Source organism: Methanobacteriaceae archaeon (assembly GCA_030656015.1).
In the GTDB taxonomy this organism is placed as follows: Archaea; Methanobacteriota; Methanobacteria; order Methanobacteriales; family Methanobacteriaceae; genus UBA349.
On record JAUSNX010000010.1, the window covers coordinates 20,878 to 40,749 of the forward strand.

At 32.6% G+C, this 19,872-nt stretch carries 19 protein-coding genes and 2 tRNA genes; 7 read left to right on the forward strand and 14 right to left on the reverse strand.

What is annotated here, in order from left to right:
* Positions 1-19: 19 nt before the first annotated feature.
* From Q7I96_07505 to Q7I96_07535, 7 genes are all read right to left on the reverse strand, one after another.
* A complete protein-coding gene (locus tag Q7I96_07505; GenBank protein ID MDO9627452.1) occupies positions 20-463 on the reverse strand; it encodes a DUF2226 domain-containing protein in 444 nt (147 codons plus the stop codon).
* 14 nt (positions 464-477) lie between these two features.
* The gene (locus Q7I96_07510) at positions 478-1,146 is read right to left on the reverse strand and encodes a phosphate uptake regulator PhoU (protein MDO9627453.1); all 669 of its coding nucleotides are present in this window, start codon (positions 1,144-1,146) and stop codon (positions 478-480) included.
* A 55-nt stretch (positions 1,147-1,201) separates the two neighbouring features.
* Positions 1,202-1,954, reverse strand: coding sequence for a phosphate ABC transporter ATP-binding protein PstB (pstB, locus tag Q7I96_07515; protein ID MDO9627454.1), 753 nt, complete (start codon positions 1,952-1,954; stop codon positions 1,202-1,204).
* A 1-nt stretch (position 1,955) separates the two neighbouring features.
* Entirely contained in the window at positions 1,956-2,807 is an 852-nt protein-coding gene (pstA, locus tag Q7I96_07520) for a phosphate ABC transporter permease PstA (GenBank protein MDO9627455.1), read from the reverse strand.
* A 90-nt stretch (positions 2,808-2,897) separates the two neighbouring features.
* Positions 2,898-3,773, reverse strand: a complete 876-nt coding sequence (pstC, locus tag Q7I96_07525) for a phosphate ABC transporter permease subunit PstC (protein ID MDO9627456.1) — start codon at positions 3,771-3,773, stop codon at positions 2,898-2,900.
* 306 nt (positions 3,774-4,079) lie between these two features.
* Positions 4,080-4,907 carry a phosphate ABC transporter substrate-binding protein gene (locus tag Q7I96_07530; protein MDO9627457.1) on the reverse strand — a complete coding sequence of 276 codons (828 nt, stop codon included), beginning with the start codon at positions 4,905-4,907 and terminating at the stop codon, positions 4,080-4,082.
* A gap of 267 nt (positions 4,908-5,174) precedes the next feature.
* Positions 5,175-5,987 (reverse strand): phosphate ABC transporter substrate-binding protein, encoded by an 813-nt coding sequence (locus Q7I96_07535; GenBank protein ID MDO9627458.1) that lies wholly within the window; start codon positions 5,985-5,987, stop codon positions 5,175-5,177.
* Between the two features lie 200 nt (positions 5,988-6,187).
* On the opposite strand from Q7I96_07535, the gene Q7I96_07540 reads away from it, so the two are divergent.
* Positions 6,188-6,982: a citryl-CoA lyase gene (locus tag Q7I96_07540; protein ID MDO9627459.1), complete on the forward strand. Its 795-nt coding sequence runs from the start codon at positions 6,188-6,190 to the stop codon at positions 6,980-6,982.
* A gap of 240 nt (positions 6,983-7,222) precedes the next feature.
* Entirely contained in the window at positions 7,223-7,492 is a 270-nt protein-coding gene (locus Q7I96_07545) for a 2TM domain-containing protein (protein ID MDO9627460.1), read from the forward strand.
* Positions 7,493-7,599: 107 nt separating this feature from the next.
* Here Q7I96_07545 and Q7I96_07550 read toward each other — a convergent pair whose 3' ends face one another.
* The 5 genes from Q7I96_07550 to Q7I96_07570 all read right to left on the reverse strand — a co-directional run bounded on the left by Q7I96_07550 (position 7,600) and on the right by Q7I96_07570 (position 11,058).
* Positions 7,600-8,526: a PhoU domain-containing protein gene (locus tag Q7I96_07550; protein ID MDO9627461.1), complete on the reverse strand. Its 927-nt coding sequence runs from the start codon at positions 8,524-8,526 to the stop codon at positions 7,600-7,602.
* Between the two features lie 138 nt (positions 8,527-8,664).
* Positions 8,665-9,330, reverse strand: a complete 666-nt coding sequence (locus tag Q7I96_07555) for a hypothetical protein (protein ID MDO9627462.1) — start codon at positions 9,328-9,330, stop codon at positions 8,665-8,667.
* Positions 9,331-9,692: 362 nt separating this feature from the next.
* Positions 9,693-10,496 (reverse strand): metallophosphoesterase, encoded by an 804-nt coding sequence (locus Q7I96_07560; protein ID MDO9627463.1) that lies wholly within the window; start codon positions 10,494-10,496, stop codon positions 9,693-9,695.
* A 249-nt stretch (positions 10,497-10,745) separates the two neighbouring features.
* Positions 10,746-10,817 (reverse strand) — tRNA-Thr (locus Q7I96_07565).
* A 158-nt stretch (positions 10,818-10,975) separates the two neighbouring features.
* Positions 10,976-11,058: transfer RNA gene (locus tag Q7I96_07570), tRNA-Leu, on the reverse strand.
* 248 nt (positions 11,059-11,306) lie between these two features.
* Between Q7I96_07570 and Q7I96_07575 the strand changes: the two genes are divergently transcribed.
* The 5 genes from Q7I96_07575 to Q7I96_07595 all read left to right on the forward strand — a co-directional run bounded on the left by Q7I96_07575 (position 11,307) and on the right by Q7I96_07595 (position 17,728).
* Positions 11,307-11,468, forward strand: coding sequence for a 4Fe-4S binding protein (locus tag Q7I96_07575; protein MDO9627464.1), 162 nt, complete (start codon positions 11,307-11,309; stop codon positions 11,466-11,468).
* A gap of 123 nt (positions 11,469-11,591) precedes the next feature.
* Positions 11,592-12,740 carry an NAD(P)/FAD-dependent oxidoreductase gene (locus tag Q7I96_07580; protein MDO9627465.1) on the forward strand — a complete coding sequence of 383 codons (1,149 nt, stop codon included), beginning with the start codon at positions 11,592-11,594 and terminating at the stop codon, positions 12,738-12,740.
* Positions 12,741-13,059: 319 nt separating this feature from the next.
* The gene (locus tag Q7I96_07585; GenBank protein ID MDO9627466.1) at positions 13,060-15,627 is read left to right on the forward strand and encodes a glycosyltransferase family 39 protein; all 2,568 of its coding nucleotides are present in this window, start codon (positions 13,060-13,062) and stop codon (positions 15,625-15,627) included.
* Positions 15,628-15,759: 132 nt separating this feature from the next.
* Positions 15,760-17,109, forward strand: coding sequence for a HEAT repeat domain-containing protein (locus Q7I96_07590; protein ID MDO9627467.1), 1,350 nt, complete (start codon positions 15,760-15,762; stop codon positions 17,107-17,109).
* A 52-nt stretch (positions 17,110-17,161) separates the two neighbouring features.
* Positions 17,162-17,728, forward strand: coding sequence for an MGMT family protein (locus tag Q7I96_07595; protein ID MDO9627468.1), 567 nt, complete (start codon positions 17,162-17,164; stop codon positions 17,726-17,728).
* A gap of 130 nt (positions 17,729-17,858) precedes the next feature.
* Here the strand turns inward: Q7I96_07595 and Q7I96_07600 are convergent, their stop codons facing one another.
* Entirely contained in the window at positions 17,859-18,326 is a 468-nt protein-coding gene (locus tag Q7I96_07600; protein MDO9627469.1) for a 4Fe-4S dicluster domain-containing protein, read from the reverse strand.
* Positions 18,327-18,489: 163 nt separating this feature from the next.
* On the reverse strand, positions 18,490-19,863 hold the full coding sequence (acsC, locus tag Q7I96_07605; protein MDO9627470.1) for an acetyl-CoA decarbonylase/synthase complex subunit gamma: 1,374 nt from the start codon (positions 19,861-19,863) through the stop codon (positions 18,490-18,492).
* Positions 19,864-19,872 lie beyond the last annotated feature (9 nt).

Sequence of the window (19,872 nt, forward strand, 5' to 3'; positions counted from 1 at the left end):
AATAACCCTCCCAATAAATCTAAGATTTGTAAGATTTGTAATTAAGTAGCAAGTTTTCCACATCTTCTTCTGAAGGCGCTCTAATTCGGTATTTCTCTAAAAGATCTTTGCGTGAAGCAATATCCGAAACTTTTTCATTAAGTATTAATTTAATTTCAATAGGTAGTGAAAGTTTACATTCTTCATTTAATTCAATTAAAGTTTCAAATAAAGAATTATTTGTTTCATAAATCTCTAATTTTGAATCATTAGCAATATCAATATTTTTCATAGCTTTATTTTCATAGAACTCTTCTAAAGATGATGCATCCATGAACCAGGATCCCACAATAAAACCTTCTTTTATGAAAATTACTGCCTCATTATCCCGGTTCAATATTTTAATATAACCAAACTCAGGCAAATCAGACTTATCTAAATTTCCATATTCCATTATTATAGGGTCTTCTGTGGGTAGCCACAATTTGATCGCCTCGGTTATCTCATTAAAACGTTATAAAACACTTTATGGTGCATTACTCTTTTTCCTACAATCATATAAGCAATTCTATCTGCCATTCCCATTACGTGGTGACCCATACTTAATAAATTTCTTCCCACCAGTATCAAATGAGTGGATGAAGCTCCAATCTCTTCACCATCATACTGAGCAAACATCTGATTATAGAAATCCTGTAAGGGGACATAGTTTTTGGTGGATCTTTTCAGTAGTTGAATATCCTGGGCAATTAAAGCACCTACACCATCTTTTATCATTGTTTGAACTGTTTGTGACATAAAACTAAGATGCGGTGGTTTGTAGGAATTGCGTTCATTAGCATTAGCATCAATAGCGTATCTGGCTATATAAGCCGATAAAATATTTATCCTCTCGAGTTCTATAGAAGTTCTGAGTAAAGCTGCACCCATTCTTAGATCTTTAGCCACTGGTTGATGTAATCCCAGAATTTTAAGACATCCATGTTCAATTTCATAACTTTTTTCATTTACTGAAGCAGTGGATTCGATGATATCCCTTGATCTAGATATATCTTCTTCTAAAAAGCTGATAACAGCATCATCAACCCGTTCCACTGTCAGATTACTATAATCAATCACTTCTTTACTAAGTGAAGATAGTTTATTTTCTAAAATAGCCCCAAACATCAACTCACCTATTGGATTGCATGTTCAATCTCTCCATTATTGATTACAAAAACGATTAACCAAACCTACCAGTAATATAATCTTCTGTCCTTTTGTCTTCTGGTTCCAGAAATAATTTTTCTGTTAGATTACTCTCCACGATTTCTCCATGAAGGAAAAAAGAGGTATGTTTAGAAACCCTGGTTGCTTGTTGCATGTTGTGAGTTACTATAATTATTGTAAAATCATTTTTTAATTTGTGAATTAGATCTTCAATTTTGGTGGTTGATATGGGATCCAGCGCAGAACAGGGTTCATCCATCAGAATAACTTCCGGTTTTATGGCAATGGTTCTAGCAATGCATAATCTTTGTTGTTGACCACCAGAAAGACCCATAGCAGATTTATCAAGCTTATCCTTTACTTCATCCCACAATGCAGCTGATTTTAAACTTTCTTCAACTCTTTCCTGCACAGTATCCTTATCAGTAATCCCGTGAACTCGCAAACCATAAGCAACATTGTCAAATATTGATTTTGGAAAAGGGTTAGGTTTCTGGAATACCATTCCTATTTTTTTCCGAAGATCCACCACATCAATTTTAGGATCGTATATATCTTCACCATCTAAATAAACGACTCCATCACGTCTAAAAGTTGGAATAACATCATTCATACGGTTTAAAGTTCTTATAAATGTGGATTTACCACAACCAGAAGGCCCAATAAGGGCAGTCACTGTGTTTTTTGGAATTTTTATATTAATGTCTTTGAGGATGTGTGCATCATCAAAGTAAACATTTAAATCTTCAACTTCGATTCTATTCATTCTATCTCCCCATCATCTTTTTCCGGTATCTTTCAACAAATGTATTAGTTAATACAGTAATTACAAGCACCATTATTACCAGTACAGCTGCCGTTCCATATGCATTGTCCAGAGAAATTCCTTCAGTAGCCATCACAAACAGGTGAAGCGGTAAAGGCCTTCCCGGGTCAAATATAGATACTGGCATGGCCAACGCAGAACCAACAACAAACAAAATTGCTGCAGCTTCTGATATCGCCCTAGCCATACCTAAAATGACCCCAGTAGTTATTCCAGGTATAGCTGCAGGTAAAACTACCCTATAGACCGTTTCCCATTTATTTGCTCCTAATGCCAAACTTCCTTCTCGATAAGATCTTGGAACAGATTCAATAGAAACTTCAGCCACTTGAAAAATAGTGGGAAGAGCCATTAAAGCAAGAATCAACCCTCCTGAAAGTAATGACCATCCCATTCCTAAGAATATTACGAAAAACGATAGTCCAAATAGACCAAACACAATTGAAGGTATGGAAGCCAGAGTTTCTGCCCCGAATCTAATTAGTTTAACTAATCTACTCTCGCCAGCATATTCTGAAAGATATACTGCAGCCCCAACACCTAGTGGTGCGGCCACAATTCCAGCGATCAGTGTTACATATATACTGGAAACAATCATAGGGGCTATTCCACCCGCTCTTCCAGAATCAATAGGATCTGCAAGTAAAAATTCCAGGCTAATCACAGGCATTCCTTTCAAGATAATGTATCCAATTATAACAATTAGAATAATTATCGTTAGTATCCCTGAAGCCCAAAAAATAGATTTCATTATTTTCTGTGAATTTTTAGGAGAAATTATTCTAAATGACATGTTTAACACCGCATTTTTCTAAAATCAAATTATTAACGTATTTATAACTTGAAGTTTTCTTTAAGGATACTTTGGTTAACATTGAAGGTTTCATAGATATCCCCCCCCAATTACAACCTTTTTCTTGTAGTGATAATAGTTAGCTATTACTAATAGAACCATAATCATTAAGAATAGCACGACTGCAGTTCCAAACAAGGCATTGTAATGTAGGCCTGTTGCATAACCCATTTCTAAGGCAATGTTAGATGTTAGTGCTCTTACTGGATCCATAATGGAACCTGGTATCTGAGTTACATTTCCTGCAACCATAATTACTGCCAGAGTTTCTCCTACGGCACGACCCATACCCAAAATAATTGCAGTTATTACTCCCGGAATTGCTGCCGGGAAAATAACATTCTTTATGGTTTGCCATTGTGTGGCTCCAAGGGCTAAAGATGCTTCTTTGTACTCAAGAGGGACTGAACGTAGCGCATCCACCGAAACACTTATTATGGTAGGTAAAATCATTACAGTCAAAATAATGGATGCTGTGAGCATACTAAACCCTGTACCACCGAATTGAACCCTAACAAATGGTACTAGAACTATAAGGCCAAAAAATCCATAAACTACCGATGGAATACCTGCTAATGTTTCAATCACCGGTTTTAAAATTTTTGTCATAGTAGGGGGTGCTATTTCAGCCATGAATATTGCACATAGTATTGAAAGTGGCACCGCCATTATTAAAGCCAATATCGTAATGCACAGGGATCCAATGATCATGGTGAAAACACCATATTGGCCATCAGATGGGGCCCAGTCCATACCAAAAATGAAATTCAGAAAACCATATTCCTGAAATATGGGAAAACCTTCCCTGAATATAAATGCAATTATCAGCAGAATCACAATTATGGAAAATATAGCTGTGATAAAAAGCCCTTTCTCAACAAAGTATTCTTCAAGTCTTTTATTCATAATGCACCCCAAATTAGTCGGTAATTTTTTGTTCAAATTAAATTAATCAACTTAACAATTAATTAATTAAATGAATGAATGATGAATTTCAATAATTTTTAATATTTTTATCGAGCATTTAATATTTTGAATATGAAATTCAATAAATATTATATAAATTTTTGTTGATTATTATTTGTGAATTATATATAATTTTTGTTGATTATTTGTGAATTTTTGAAGGAGATAAATCAAATTTTAAAATTAATGGATTTTTTTATATTTTTTTGATAAAAATTGGAGATTAGATATTATTCAGAATGTAATTCATACATCATCTGAAACATTACCAATAGCTGGAACAATCTTTTCACTTCTTATAATTGATTGACCTTCTGGAGAGAAGACCCAGTCAATAAATTCTTTGGTAACACCCTGGGGGTCACCTTTAGTCAAGAATTCAAATGGAACCAACAAAGTATAGGAACCATCAGATATAGTGGTTTCCGAAGGAGTTATTCCATCTATCTCAAGTGCTTTAACGTCATTACTCATGTGAGAAAGCGATACGAAACCAATAGCATAAGGATCTTGATTTACGGCTTGTTTAACACCCTCTGTAGATCCCTGAACAATTGCGTCTGATCGGATCTTGGTTTTGTTCATAACCAGTGAGTTAAAAGAACTTAAAGTTCCAGAACCAGATTCCCTTACCACAACATGAATTTCAGCATCCACACCACCAACTTTTTCCCAATTAGTGATATTGCCATTATAAATGTCTTTTATTTGTTCTTTGGTAAGATCAGAAACCCCATTCTCTAAGTTAACTGCTATTAAAATCCCATCTTTACCAATAACATATTCTTTTAATCCGTCCTTTTCATCTGATTTTAAAGACTTAGAACTGGTCCCAATATTAACAATTCCTTGTTCTGTAGTTCTTATGCCCAGGCCAGATCCACCACCCTGAACATTAATCTTAACATTCGGGTGCTCTTTCATATATACTTCAGCTAACTTTTCAGCCACTGGTTGAACCGAGGTAGAACCTGCGATTTCGATCCTATCATATTGAAATCCTGGTTTAAAGAGCAGATAAGCACCAATGAGGATTATAATAATAATTATTCCAAACTTAAGTTTTGAGTCCATTACATCACCTTTGAGAAATAATTCTTTTTTTCTCTATTTAAATGCTGCCGTGATTTAATAATCTTTAGCATATTTAGATATATTTGTGATGAATATAAATACAAATTGATAACTCAAGCTAGTATGACATTTTATAAGAATTATTTTATGTAAGATATTGAATTTATTTTTCTTGAATTTGACTATTCTATTTTAAAACTTTCAGGATTGATTAATATCCAAAATACAAAAAAAATGAGATGGTGGTTATTAACCACACTCATTTAATTATTTTGCAGGTACTACCTTTTCAGATTTTACTATTTCCTGTCCAGCAGGGCTTAAAACCCAGTCAATGAATTCTTTTACTGTGCCTTTAGCATCGCCTTTTACTAAGAAAAGGAATGGTCTTTGTACTTTGTAAGTACCATCAGTCACAGTTGCTTCGGAAGGAGCTACACCATCAATTTTTAAAGCTTTTACAGTTTCGTCAAGATTTGCTAAGGATATGAATCCTATGGCATTTGGATCTTGTTTAACTGCTTGTTTAACTGCTTCAGTGGAACTTTGAACAATTGCGTCCTTTTTAATTTTGGTTTCTTTACCCATGATTATTTCTTCGAATGCTTTTCTGGTTCCAGAACCATCTTCTCTGGTCACAACATTAATTTCAGCATCAGATCCACCTACTTCTTTCCAATTGGTAATGTTTCCACTGAAAATACCTTTAACCTGGTCAGGAGTTAATGCACTGACTGAATTTTGACTGTTAATAGCAATAACAATTCCATCTTTACCAATCAAATATTGGGTTAAACCCGCAGATTCGTTGTCTTTTAGTTCTTTGGAACTAGTACCGATGTCCGCGGTGCCTTGTTGAGCACTGGTTATACCTACACTAGAACCTCCACCCTGAACATTAATCTTAACATTCGGGTGCTCTTTCATATATACTTCAGCTAACTTTTCAGCCACTGGCTGTACAGAAGTTGATCCAACAATGTCTATTTTAGATTCCTGGCTTCCGCCACCGAGTGCCATAACGGCACCGGCTATTATTATTATAGCAACGATTATTCCAATGATAATTTTGGTATCCATATTTTACCACCTCATTCTTAACCTTAGCCTACAAGCATATAAAGGTTACTATTTAGTGTACTAATAATCACTTTTAGTGAACATTTCTCTTTTTGGAGCATTTTTAGAGGATTAAAATAAAAATTTAGTTCTTAATATAAGAACAATACTACGCTAAAAGCATTAAAGTTAAATAATCCTTTGATAATATAAGAGTCATTATGATAACTGAGGAAGTATTAAAGGATATATTCAAACCCAATAATCTCAAGTGGAGGACCGCTATAACAAAGGTAGAACCTAATAGGCTCCTAACCAGAGGCCATCTACAAGAAGATTTGATAGGAAATACATCCTTTGCAGAAATGATATATCTCTTAATCAATGGAGAAGAACCTTCAAAGAACGAATCAAAAATGCTGGAAGCCATATTGGTATCATTCTGTGACCATGGAGTAACACCCCCTAGCACACAGTCCGCGAGATTAATGGCTTCGGCAGGATCTCCAATGCATGCCTGTTTGGCTGGAGCTTTGCTGGCTTTTGGAGAAAATCACGCCGGAGCCATTGAAAAATCCATGCAAGTCCTTCAAGAAGGTATAAATAAAACTAGATCAGACATGGACATTGATAGTATGGCAGAAATCATGTTTGATTACTTCATGAAAAGAGAAGAAAAAATTCCAGGATTTGGACACCGATATCATGATGAAGATCCTAGAGCACCAAGACTTATGGAACTGGCCCAGGAATATGAATGCCTAGGTAGGCACAGTGAACTGGCCTTAGCCCTTGAAAATTTACTTTTCGAGTCCAAAGGTATTCGAATGAATATAGATGGTGCTAATGCCGGAATCTTATCTGATCTTGGGTTTGATTGGAGATTAGGAAGTGGAATGTTTATTATAGGAAGACTACCTGGAATAATGGCCCATGTACATGAAGAGGTCACTAGGGAGTCACCATTTAGAAAGGTTTTTGAAATGGATGAAATTTATTATGATGGTAAAGAATGAAAAAAATACGGAAATGGTTAGATAATAATTAGATACTAAATTTTAGACTATATTTAATTGAATTTTTTAGTTTTGATTTTTTAATTTTTTATTAATTTTTAATTGACTATGCTGTAAATTGCATATTTTAATAATAAATAAGGAACATATAATTTATATCAAATATCCAAATTTCAATAACTATCCTAATTAATCTTATTAATTTGATTATTTTGAAATTAGAACTAAAGAGGAGATAATATGGAAGAAAAATACGAACAAGCTAAAAAAAGAGTAAAGCAGCTTAAAGCCTTTTACAACCATCTTTTGATTTATGTAATAATTAATGCCCTTCTTTTTGTAATCAACTTTTTTGTTTCTCCCGGCACCTGGTGGTTTTACTGGGTCACTATATTCTGGGGAATTGCAGTTTTATGGCAGGGAATGGAGATTGTGTCAAGAAACAGATTCCTAGGAAAAGATTGGGAAGATAAAAAAATTAAAGAGTACATGGGAAAAAAAGAAGAATAGTTTTAAAAGAATAAATATTAAAATTATTCTAATAATTAATTCTAATAATTATTCTATTTATTAAATATGAAAGCAATCTGATTTAATCTGCTTTGTTAAATATATTTTTATTCCTTGTTATTTGAACCATAAGACTGCCTCTTTTCTCTAAATCTTTCCGGAGTGGTAGTTCTAGGAATATTGCGATAGTATTCGACTGCAGTATCTACTATTTCAATTGAAATATCCCCAATTCTTTCAAATGCTTTAACAACACGTGAAAGAGATATATAATATGTTGAGCGGTCCTTATCCTCAAATGGAGTTTCTGCCATCTGAGTGGCTATACAATTAAGGGCCTTCTTTTGAAGAGCATGCATTTTCTCTTCATAATCCATAATGTCATTTTTTAAATCCAGTCTTTCGTTAATAAATGACTCCATGGACCAGCTGACCATTTTACGGGCCGTTTGATACATATCTTCCAGATATTTGAGCATTTCCGGATCAACTTCATATGCTTCTTTTAGAGTGAAGTTAGCTATAATACCTGAATGATCACCAATTCGTTCTAAATCATAGGCTATTTCACTAAAAACCATTGTTTTACTAAATTCTGAGTAAGGATTTATAGCCATGGCCGTATCAACTGAGGATCTGACTTTTTCATGCATATTATTAGTAGTATAATCCATTTTAAGGGCTTCATTAGCCATTCCCACATTGTAATTAGAAAATGCATTGAATGATTTTTCCAGTTGCTGACATACATGTTCTGACATATTTTTTAATATATCTTTAATGACAAAACTTCCAGCATATTCTCTAGAGGTACGTTCCTCATCAAACATCTCTGAAAACTCATTAAATTTTTGGATATCCAATATATAGGCCCTTCTTACTACACCTTTTTTTACCATTGGTTGAAGAAGTTTGGTTACGTATCTGCGAGTTATTCCTAATTTATCTGCAATTTCATCCTGTGTTGCTGGATTTTCATACAGTATAATATCTAGTATAGACTTAAGTGTAGTGTTTTTAGTCTTTTTATTCATGATATCCCTATTATTTGATTAAATATTTTTTAAAATTATACTAATTAATTAAAATTTTTAAAGAAATGGAAATGATAATAGTTCCATAATTGATCCCAATATTTAGTTATGCTTCTGTCAAACAGCTAATTCATTTATCTATTTCAGCCATTCATCTAGATTTTTTTCTTTTGAATCTTCTTTACTGTTTTTATTTTCTTCACCATTAAGATCAATTTCATCATCTTTTTGCCTAATTAACGATATAGATCCTTTTAAAATGGCAAAAATTACATAGATAAGTACAAATATGACCATTAAAGATATTAAATCATCAAATCGAGTGAATAACCCATAGTAAAGATTCACCAAAGGAGAATGCACGTCTATCAATCCCCTAAGTAGCACTATTACTCCTAAACCAGAAATTATAAACCCATATCGTTTTTTAACAAATTCAGACTGTAAAATAGGGTAAATTCCCATTATTATCAGGCCAATTCCAATTGATCTAAATAGATTCCATCCTGTGGCACCTTGTAGAAAATAGAAAATTTGTTCTGAGCGCCAATAGATGGGGGCCATGAAATATATAATTTCTATTCCTAGAATTAAGAGGAGAGGTAATGTATATACAATACTGGATTCAATTTTTTGAGTTTGAACTTTTTCTAACGGATTTCGAATGAAATGAGACATGAATTGATAAAGTACAGACCCTAAAACTGCACCTATGACTGTCCCTCCAATTCCCAGTTGGATGGTAGTGTAAGCAACAATTCCGGAGATAATGCCGGCCATAAATATATCAAAGGTCTTGGACATGTTATCACTAATAAATTTTCATTTTTTTGAATTAATTTTATAAATATTTTAGTTTAAAAATGCAATTCTGAGTTAATTTTTACTTTAGATTTAATAATTCAATATTTAATCATATAATCCGTTCAATTTTATCTAATTTATATATTCGTATATAGCCTACTTATTTTTGCTATTTGAGAACTAAATAAATAACTGATCAATTATTAATTTACATAAGGAATTGATTTACATAAGGATTTATTAAATATATGAAAATACAATACAAGGCAAAGTATTTCTGAATTTAAGTGAATATAATTCTTAAAAACTAATAAAGAAGATAATAATAAATAAAATGATAATCACAAAATGATTAAATCAGTTTAATCGTGATTTAAAAGATGATTATAAGAACAAACGACATATTCCTCTTGTTCTAATCTAACAGAATAATTAGCCATTTCCCTTTTGGCACCAGTTTCAGTATTTATTAAATCAACATGAATATCATTATCATGAATAAGCAGTTGATTGTGGGAAGGAAAAGTATTGCCTCTTAATTTACGAGTAGTAGCAGTTCCAGAATTAAGTACAGCCATTTTTTCTATCATCCAGACATTTGGAACATGCTTATGTCCATTAAGTACAAAATCAACACCACATTCACTGAATACTCTTAGTAAATCACCTGAATCCAATAATATATTTCTTTCACGGCCAGTTTGAGGAATAGGAAGTAAATGATGATGAAATGTCACGATTTTACATAAATCATTGGGAAGTTTTTCCATTTCTTTTCTCAACCAGATCAGTTGATCAATTCCTATCTGTCCATCATTAATGTCCGGTTCAGATGAATCAAGGCCAAAAATTGCAAATCCTCCGGATTTATCTACATGGGTAAATTTTCGGTGACCAATAAGTTTTTCAAAATGAATTAAGCCAACATTCCTAGCATCGTGATTTCCAGGTATAGTATAGGTATTAGTTATAGACCTTAATTCATCTACAAACTCCGCTGCTTGTTCATATTCATGAACGTATCCCTCAGTAGTTAAATCCCCAGAAACTATAATAAGATCAGGATTTTCTTCTTTTAGTTGATTTAAAAGATTATTTTTTAAGTGCTGAGAGAAATTTTTCTCACCAAAATGAATATCAGAAATTTGAGCTATTTTCTTTTCCATAAACATCACCTTAGGATTTTATAATTAACAAATTAACTTTTAGATAAATCTTTTAACTTAAAGTTATTCTTTTAATCTTATTTTCCATCATATTGGATCGATATTTTAATCATTTGATATCAGAATATCTAAAATGAATAAAATTTATTCCAATTAATCTATTAATAAGATTAATAATTAAAAGATATTGAATAAAAATTATTAAATTACTAAAAATTGTGAATAAAAAACTAATAAAAAAGTAATTAAAGCCTTAGGGGGGATTTGAACCCCCGGCCTATGCCTTACCAAGGCATCGCTCTACCCCTGAGCCACTAAGGCAATAATGAAACAATTATATGAATAAAAACAGTAATGGGATTTTCATTCATTTATTAATTATGATTATATATATTTTACTATCTTATCAATTAATTATTGCACAAATAGCTAGAAATTGACTGAAATTAATAGTTAAACTTAAATTAAGATTATTAAAGTGCAGGGGAAGGGATTCGAACCCTCGAAGGCCTACGCCAGAGGATCTTAAGTCCTCCCCCTTTGGCCGCTCGGGCACCCCTGCATACTATCGTAAGTTGTACATTGTACTATATTAACTTAACGGTTATTTATTCAAATTCAATTGAAATTTTAGGATAAATATGAACTAAATTAATAATTTAGGCAATTATTTAGGATTTAGATTTCATTTTCATAAATACATTATTTTAGTGCATTATTTGAATATAACATTTTATATTTCAGTTTACATAATAAATATAGATTTTATATCATATTTAATAATCTAAATGATAAATATCGGTGATAAAATTGAAATTCAAAACAGACACTTGTGGATATTGTGGTGCTTGTGTAAGTGTATGCCATGAAAATGTATTATCCTTGGATGAATGGCAATTAAATATTGGTCAGGGCTGTGTTGAATGTGAAAATTGCATATTCATCTGTCCCTTAGGAGCACTAAAAAAGTAGAATTTTAAATAAAATAGAAAATAATAACTTATTATTTTAATCAATAGTTCTAATCAATATTATTTAGTATAATTAATCATATAATCAAACATTATATGGATAAATAACCTAAAGAGGACTTAAATGAATTACGATGTAGTTGTAGTTGGAGGCCGTGTTTCTGGATCTATAGCCTCAATGTATGCATCGAAAAATGGTGCAAATGTTTTAATGATTGAAAAACATCAAGAAATTGGAACTCCTGTCCAATGCGCCGGCGGAGTTAGTGATTCTTTTTTTAAAAAAATAGATATTTCACCATCCTCAGAATACACCCTTGCTAGAGTCAAAGGAGCTACAATATACTCCCCTGACAAAAATAGTGTAACTTCAAAAAATAAAATTTTAAAAGGCCGTATCTTAGAGAGAAAAAATTTCGATAAAAATTTAGCCATACAATCAGCAAATGCCGGAACCGAAATAATGCTGAAAACCAGCGTGAAGGGATTAATTACAGAAAATGGTCAAGTGAAAGGTGTTGTAGCTAAACACCTGGGAAAGATCTTAGAAATACCTGCCAAAATAGTTATTGCTGCGGATGGAATTGAATCAAATATGGGCCAATTTTATGGATTAGAAAATCGATTTAAACCTAAAGATATCTGTTCATGTGCTCAATTTGAAATGGTGGGCTTAGATGTTGACCCGGAAATGATGAAATTCTATTTTGGCCAAAAAATAGCACCCGGAGGATATGCTTGGATATTTCCCAAAGGAGATAATCGAGCCAATGTAGGGTTGGGCATTAGAAGTTCCCAATGTACTGCCTACCACTATCTCCAAAAATTTACAGAAAATTTAGGTGGTAAAAAAGTTGAATTCAATGTGGGTGCAGTCCCTATAGGCGGACCGATTCAAAAAACCTATGGAAATGGCCTAATAGTTGTGGGAGATGCTGCCGGACAGGTTGATCCTGTGACGGGTGGTGGAATTCATGTTTCTGCAGAATGTGCTAAAATAGCAGGTATGGTTGCTGCCGATGCTGTTCAAAAAGAGGACTACTCGGAAAAATACTTGAAAAGTTACGAAAAAATTTGGAAAAAACAAGTGGGTAAAAATTTAGAAAAATCACTGCGATTTAGAAAAATTTTTGATAAACTCAATGATGAAGATATAAATAACCTACTAAGATCTGCCCAAAATAATGATATTGATACAATTTCCAAATTATCTATTTTAAGACTTTTAAAAGGCTATCCTGAGCTTTTAAAACTCCTTAGAACAATTTTATAGATTAAAATTAATAAGAATAGAATGATTATTTTTCTATAGTCCTTTTTCATTTTATTTTTATGATCAATACAATAAATTGGGCATATATGATTAATAGAAATTTTTCTAGAAAATAATAGAAATTTAGCAGAGATTATAGTAAAAAATATACTTATAAATGCTTAATTAGAATTAAGATGAGAAAAAAATTTCAAACAGGATAAAACATTCTAGATTATTAATTAGTTCAATAGAATGTTAATGAGATTAATAATGAAATAAATAATTGAATATTTATAATTTAATTCATACAATTAAAAATTACTATAATGGTGGCCCAATGAGTAAAAAATCCATTTTAAGCTCTAATTTAATTGCAAAAAATCTTAATCAAATCTATTTAATATTAATATTACTTGGAACATTCCTCGTTAGATTAATTCCCAGCAGAAATCTTTCCATTGCAGGTAATGATGCCTATTTACACCATGATATTGTTATGAGGATAATTGAACAAGGATTTGGAGTTATATCCCATAATCCTCTTTCTTTAATGGGATTAAGTTCTTATGGTTACCCCCCATTGTATCATATCATTGGAACTATTCTTTATGAAACATTTCACAGCCAGTTAGTTTTCTTTATTTTGCCTCCGCTTCTAGGAGTTGCCTCAGTTTTTGTATTTTATAGATTATCACATGAGCTTTTTGATAATAAAAATGCAGAATTACTATCAACTCTCCTATTCGCATTTGTCCCAGCATTTATAGTTCGTACGTCTGTCTTTATACCCGAATCACTGGGAATACTATTTTTCATAAGCATGGCTTACTTTTTAGTAAAATATATCAAATCAATTCCAGGATATGAAAATCTAGATAATTTTGCCTTAAAGAATTTTCTAAAAATATTCTCTGGAAATTACAAATATTTGCTGTTTGCCTTAGTTATATTTACCATATATCTATTCACCCATAGGGGATGGGTATTTATGGCACTGGTAGCTCTGCTTTTAATGGTCACATTTTTAATACCATCATTTAAGAAAAAACCAGTTACATTTTCCATTGTATTCATTTTAATTGGAATTGGGCTTTTAGAATTTGTTACTTTCGTAGCCAGATTCCAACAGGAACCAGTAACTATTTTAGGGTTCCCCAAATGGATGGGCATTCTTCAACTAGTTCTGGGGTTATATGGGCTGGTTATTTTCATAAAATCAAAGAATTCATTATATAAATTCTTGGCATTATGGGCCATTGCATTTATGGTCATTGGAACATACTCCTTTAGATTTAGAGACCCATATGCAGCAATTCCATTAACATTAATGGCAGGATATGTATTTGCATATATTTTATTGCCTAAAATTAATGAACTTTCAATTTTCAAAAGTTATAAACTCTTTAAAAGAAACTTCGGTGGAAGTTTAAAAATAATTCTATTATTAATCCTTATTTCAATTCCTATAGCTCAAGGAGTATCAATTGCTTACAGTGGTGTCAGCCAGCCTACAGCAAATGAAATTTCGGCTTTTAAGTGGATTGAAAACGAAACACCAGCAGATGCAATTTTTTTAACAACAAAAGATGATGCATATTTCTTAATAGGTAATACACATCGTAAAGATGTTGCTCTCTGGAAAACGGTTTATGAAGGATTTATGGGAAATGCACCTTCTGTTGATGAAACTGTGGCCACCCAAAGAGATGTAGATACTATGTTAGGGACTGCCCAGGCAAGTGAAGCCTATTATCTCTTAAATAAATACAATATAAGCTATATCTACGTATCTCCCGGCATGTACAACCTAACATCTTCCAATGGGTTGATAACTTACATACCATATGATACTCACTTTAAAACATATTTTGTTTCGGGAGATGCTTCTGTTTATAAATATATTAAAAATCCTACATTAAATCCCCCTACTAATAACTTAAACTCCTCATCAATTAATAATACAGAATATAAAAAGAGTTTAGAATTTATAGAACAATTCTGGAATGGTTACAGTTATTCTGAAAATGGGGGGGACTATTTAAAAGATTCACTCCTTGATTTAGAATTTGGAGGCATATACAAAGGAGATTATGCATTAAATTCACAAATAACTATATTATATGCTCATATGTCTAATAGCTCGAGTGCAGATCTAAATAGTCGTTCACAATATTTACTTAACTGGTTGAGTTATAAACAAATGGAAACTGGGTCTTTCCCTACAAGCATACCTCCAGAAGAGTATACTATAGGAACAATGGAAACTATATATCCATTAATGAATGTGGATGATGAAAAGTCAAATATTAATGAAAATCAGACCATTATAACCACAAAAGGCCTTGAGTTTGTTAATAAACAAACTGGAAAAGATTATATAAATATTTCCAATGTTAAAAAATCTCAAAACAGCACCTTAGGTCCAGATTATTTAAGTCTGAAAACCGATGCTCAGGTAAGTGGAATGAATCCATCAGGCAAGGAAAAAATCATCAAAAATGTTTTAAAAGCGCAAAAAAGTGATGGTTCCTGGACTTCACAATCCTATCAAAATATTGAGATTCTTAAAGGCCTCTGTCTTTATTATAATTCCACACCGGATAAAAATGTTTTAAATTCTATTAAAAAGGGATCCAAATGGTTAGTAAACAATCAAAATTCTCAAGGAAGATTTACTGATGATGGTAGCCCGACTAACTATGGCTTGAATCACTATGCTGATGCAGTTATGGTTTATCACATCGCAGGAAATACAGAATCTGTAGCAAAAACATTAAGTTACATGGCCAATGCCACTTTAAAAGACGATATTACGCCTTTAAAGTCTTATTTGACCATTATTTCTAACTTGAGTTTAATATATGGGGAAGATAAAGCTATTGAAATAGCCAATAGGATGGTGTAAACTTTTTAGGAAAGAAGTTTATATATAATATTATAATTTTGGATTATCTTAATGAATCTATAAATAAATTCTAGAATAAGTAATATTCTAAATAAGATTTATAAATGCTTGAAGTTATAGTTGGGGAAATAAATGACTTTAAACAAGTACAAAGTCGATGTAGACGAGTTGATGGCGGAAAAAGATGTTCCGGGACTTATTGATGCTTTAGAACATGAAGATTTCATAGTGAGAAAAGAAGCTACTCGTGCTTTAAAATATGTAGGAGATCAACGAGCAGTATCTGCCTTAATCAAATCTCTGGAATATGAAGATTGGCATTCTAAATTTTCAGTCCTCGGCACTGTGCGTGCCAATGCTGCAGAAGCACTAGGAAAAATACAAAGTAAATATGCTGTGACTCCATTAATAGAACGTCTTGATGATTCTGATTCAGAAGTTCGATGGAAAGCAGCTGAAGCATTAGGTAGAATAGGGGATTATGAAGCATTAGAACCATTAATCTATGCCCTAAATGATACTGATGGAGATGTTCGTAAACAAGCAGCCCGATCTTTGGGAGAGCTGGATGATCCTATAGCCGTTGATGCATTGATTGAAGCGTTATCAGATAGGGATTGGCCAGTACGTAAAAATGCTGCTACTTCTTTAGGAAGAATAGGTGACGAAAGAGCACTCAAACCACTACTGAAAGCCCTGGATGATAAAGATATTGATGTCAGACGCCATGCGATTGGTGCATTGGTAAAAATGAAAAGTAAAGCCGTTAAGCCACTTTTAAAAAAGCTTCATGACACTGATTGGCAAACACGAGCAATTGCTGCTGAATCTTTAGGACGTATAGGTAGTAAAAAAGCACTAGAACCATTAATAAAAGCATTGAGCGATCGCAGATTTCGAGATGAAAATCGTTATGTTAGAGGCAAAGCAGCAGAGGCCTTGGGAAGAATAGGAGATAAAGTGGCAGTTAAATATTTAGAAAAGGCCTTAGATGAAAAATATATATTCGTCCGCAAAAGAGCCCAAGAAGCCCTTGATTTAATTGAATTGGCACCCGACCTGGATCATTTTGAAAATGAGGAGTTTTGTTTTGATTATCCATTGTTCTGGGACTTGGACGATGTATATAAATGGGAAAAGCTATTGATTGGTTATTGGCCTCCTAAAAGTCTTAAATTTTCAATTAACCGCAAAACTAATGCGGAAGACGTTACTATTGGTGAATTTGCAGACATTATAGCTGAAGTTTTTCATGAACAGCACATTGAAAAAGTATTCAAAACAGAGGATCATATTGCAGGTTCCCGTGCTTTTAAAGTTGTTGGTGATAATTATAAGTTTGACCCAGCAAAACGAACTATAGTTATAGTCTTCAAAAAGTACGACAATTTATATTATTTCTGGTTCACAGGAAACATCAAAGATATGGATGAAGCATCAAAATACATGAAGATAATGATAAATAGTTTCCATATAAAGTAAAGTGAAAAATTATTTCAAAATTTAAAGTTTAATTAAAACCGGGATTTTTTACATGAAAAATAAGACTAAGAAAAATAAGATTAAAATTAGTTCCGGAAAATATAAAGAATTTTATTTTGCACTTGCTTGCTGTGATAATAATCTAATATCAAGTAGTTTGGGAAGAGATAGTAAAGAAGAAGCTTTAAATGACCTTAATGAATTTGTTGATGATAAGTATCATTTCTATATAAACTTAGATACTGAAAAAGATTCTAAAAATAGCCCTGAATTAATTAAAAAAATTGGAAAATACTATTACGGACAAAATAGTAAAAATAAAGAATTAAAATTTGATGAAAAAGAAAATTTTGATATTAAAGTTCTAAAAGAAGTTTCTAAAATCCCATACGGTGAATTTAGAACTTATAAAGAAATTGGTGAAAGTCTAGGAACAAAAGGTTATCGGGCGGTTGGAAATGCATTAAATAAAAATCCACTTCCACTTTTTATCCCTTGCCATCGTGTCGTGAAATCAGACATGACCATTGGAGGATTTCGTGGTGGATTAAAGATGAAAAAAGAACTATTAAAAAGAGAGGGAGTTCAATTTAAGGGGAATAAAGTAATTAAAAAATAGAAAATAAGAAATTTAACAATAAATATTATAAAAATTTCTAATTAAAATAAGAAAACTAATCCAGAAAATTATATAAAAATAACGAATAAAATAAGAAAATAGTGAAAAATATATTTAAATATTAAAATAATTAGATTTTTGTTTTATAGATTTTAAGAGCCTCTTCCAGCACATCCGTGAACTCATCATCTGTTTTAAGATCTTCTAAATCTTCTATCGAGAATATTTTTAAAACATTATCTTTACATGCTTCCACACAAGCCGGAATGATGGTATCGGCATCCATACAAAGAGTGCATTTTTGAGCTGATTTTTTCTCCTCATCGATTACCAGAATACCTATAGGACAGGCAATCATACATAATCTGCATAAAATACAGGATTCCTCATCAACTTTTAACGAACCATTTTCATCTTTTATGGCGCCAGTAGGGCATATTCTTGCACATGGAGCCTTATCAGGATGGCACTGCAAACAAAAAACAGGTATTGAACTGCTTTTTTTGGCCCTGGCCACCCCATGAGTTTTTTTACATGCATTGATACAGTCAAAGCATTCACTACAACTTTGGGGATCAACAACCATCAGAGTATTCATTAAATCACCTTAAATAATTTTTAGGAGTTTTATATTTAAATTGAGATTATCATGTAACGTATTCCAAAAAATATATTTAATTAATCGCAAATAGCGACCAATTTATTTATTTTTAAAGAATTGATTAAATTACAAATTTAATTCAAATACATTTAATAAAAGATTAAATGTTTTTTGTTAGATAATCTGGAACAGCAGAAGAATCTCTTGGTCCTACAACAACTTCCCATCCACTATCATCCTCTATTTCTCCACTTACGGGGGCTGCTAAACCAGGAATAATCATTTTTCTGGTTTTAACCTTATCTTCAATTCCAGTTTCTTTAATTAAATCAGCTACTGCTTTTCCGTTTAATTGACCACCAGCTAGGGATACATCAACTGCTCGACCCACAGTATCAAGGACCAGGAGATAAGTGCTTGCTTTTCCAGACTTTAAATCCCCTTCAACAGTGTAATACGTCAAAGCAAAGTTAGTGGTGAGAAGCACGGGTGAATTCTCATCAAGTTCACCAAATTCATATAAACCAGCATCAACAGCTTGTGGTTTTCTTGGATCAGTGTATAAACTCTGTCTTAAAGTTAAAACAGGTATAATTTCCCATATTTCAGTTCCATTTAAGATAAGCATATCTGCGTATTTATTTAGTAATGTGGCAGCAATAGTGGCCTCTTTAATACTTTTGGTCACTTCATCTTCATCATTATTTAATCTTAAAAGAGCTGGAATCCCCAGTATTGGGAAACGGAAGTCTTCATCACGTTCTTCAATAGCCAACCTTTTAATCATGACGAAATTATCCAGAGTATCACCAATAGCATCTCCCACAAAGGTACCTGGATCTAAGACTATATCTTTAAGTCCTTTGGCCCTTAGAGTGTGGGAAAGCTCTTTCATCTTTTCCAGATCTCCAGGTACAAATAATGTCACCGGACACTGGTATTCCACAGCTAAATCAGCCATATCTTCGAAATTATTTTCAGTAACTCCATATATAAGTGGATTTTCATCCCCTACCACTTCCAGAGCCTTTTTCATTGCTAATGGGTCCAAAGAACATAATACTAAAGGATATTTTGATTCTTTTAGTTTTGAAGCCGCAGCAGCAAATTTATCTGCATCACCAGATTTATTTCTAATAGCTATAGCATCGAGAGTTAATAGTTCCCCAGTTCTCTCAAATTCAGTATTTTCAATAGTTTTAACCCTTTCTTCAAATTCTGCAGCTTCCATCTCATCATTGACATCAATAACTAGTGCAGTTGGGTTGTAATATGTAAGTTCATATCTGTAAAGTACTTCGTCCCCACCAATAGCTATAGCCTTGTCTCCTTTGCCTATAATGACCTCTCTAACTGCAGGAGCAAGTAAGTTCTCCAGTGCTTGCATTTCATTGGCAGCAAGTTCAGTACATAATTCCAAGTCAGTTTCCTTCTCAGACAATTTAGTGGCAAAAGCCATGCATGATGCTTCTCCACATTTAGCACAGTTGGTTTTTGGAAGTAATCTGTAAATATCCATTGCAGTAACACTCATTTCTTAAAC

Excerpts from the sequence above, each read along its gene's own strand:
- Q7I96_07510 (MDO9627453.1), bottom strand. The coding sequence starts at position 1,146 with ATGTTTGGGGCTATTTTAGAAAATAAACTATCTTCACTTAGTAAAGAA.
- pstB (MDO9627454.1), bottom strand. The coding sequence starts at position 1,954 with ATGAATAGAATCGAAGTTGAAGATTTAAATGTTTACTTTGATGATGCA.
- pstA (MDO9627455.1), bottom strand. The coding sequence starts at position 2,807 with ATGTCATTTAGAATAATTTCTCCTAAAAATTCACAGAAAATAATGAAA.
- pstC (MDO9627456.1), bottom strand. The coding sequence starts at position 3,773 with ATGAATAAAAGACTTGAAGAATACTTTGTTGAGAAAGGGCTTTTTATC.
- Q7I96_07530 (MDO9627457.1), bottom strand. The coding sequence starts at position 4,907 with ATGGACTCAAAACTTAAGTTTGGAATAATTATTATTATAATCCTCATT.
- Q7I96_07535 (MDO9627458.1), bottom strand. The coding sequence starts at position 5,987 with ATGGATACCAAAATTATCATTGGAATAATCGTTGCTATAATAATAATA.
- Q7I96_07540 (MDO9627459.1), top strand. The coding sequence starts at position 6,188 with ATGATAACTGAGGAAGTATTAAAGGATATATTCAAACCCAATAATCTC.
- Q7I96_07545 (MDO9627460.1), top strand. The coding sequence starts at position 7,223 with ATGGAAGAAAAATACGAACAAGCTAAAAAAAGAGTAAAGCAGCTTAAA.
- Q7I96_07550 (MDO9627461.1), bottom strand. The coding sequence starts at position 8,526 with ATGAATAAAAAGACTAAAAACACTACACTTAAGTCTATACTAGATATT.
- Q7I96_07555 (MDO9627462.1), bottom strand. The coding sequence starts at position 9,330 with ATGTCCAAGACCTTTGATATATTTATGGCCGGCATTATCTCCGGAATT.
- Q7I96_07560 (MDO9627463.1), bottom strand. The coding sequence starts at position 10,496 with ATGGAAAAGAAAATAGCTCAAATTTCTGATATTCATTTTGGTGAGAAA.
- Q7I96_07580 (MDO9627465.1), top strand. The coding sequence starts at position 11,592 with ATGAATTACGATGTAGTTGTAGTTGGAGGCCGTGTTTCTGGATCTATA.
- Q7I96_07585 (MDO9627466.1), top strand. The coding sequence starts at position 13,060 with ATGAGTAAAAAATCCATTTTAAGCTCTAATTTAATTGCAAAAAATCTT.
- Q7I96_07590 (MDO9627467.1), top strand. The coding sequence starts at position 15,760 with ATGACTTTAAACAAGTACAAAGTCGATGTAGACGAGTTGATGGCGGAA.
- Q7I96_07595 (MDO9627468.1), top strand. The coding sequence starts at position 17,162 with ATGAAAAATAAGACTAAGAAAAATAAGATTAAAATTAGTTCCGGAAAA.
- Q7I96_07600 (MDO9627469.1), bottom strand. The coding sequence starts at position 18,326 with ATGAATACTCTGATGGTTGTTGATCCCCAAAGTTGTAGTGAATGCTTT.
- acsC (MDO9627470.1), bottom strand. The coding sequence starts at position 19,863 with ATGAGTGTTACTGCAATGGATATTTACAGATTACTTCCAAAAACCAAC.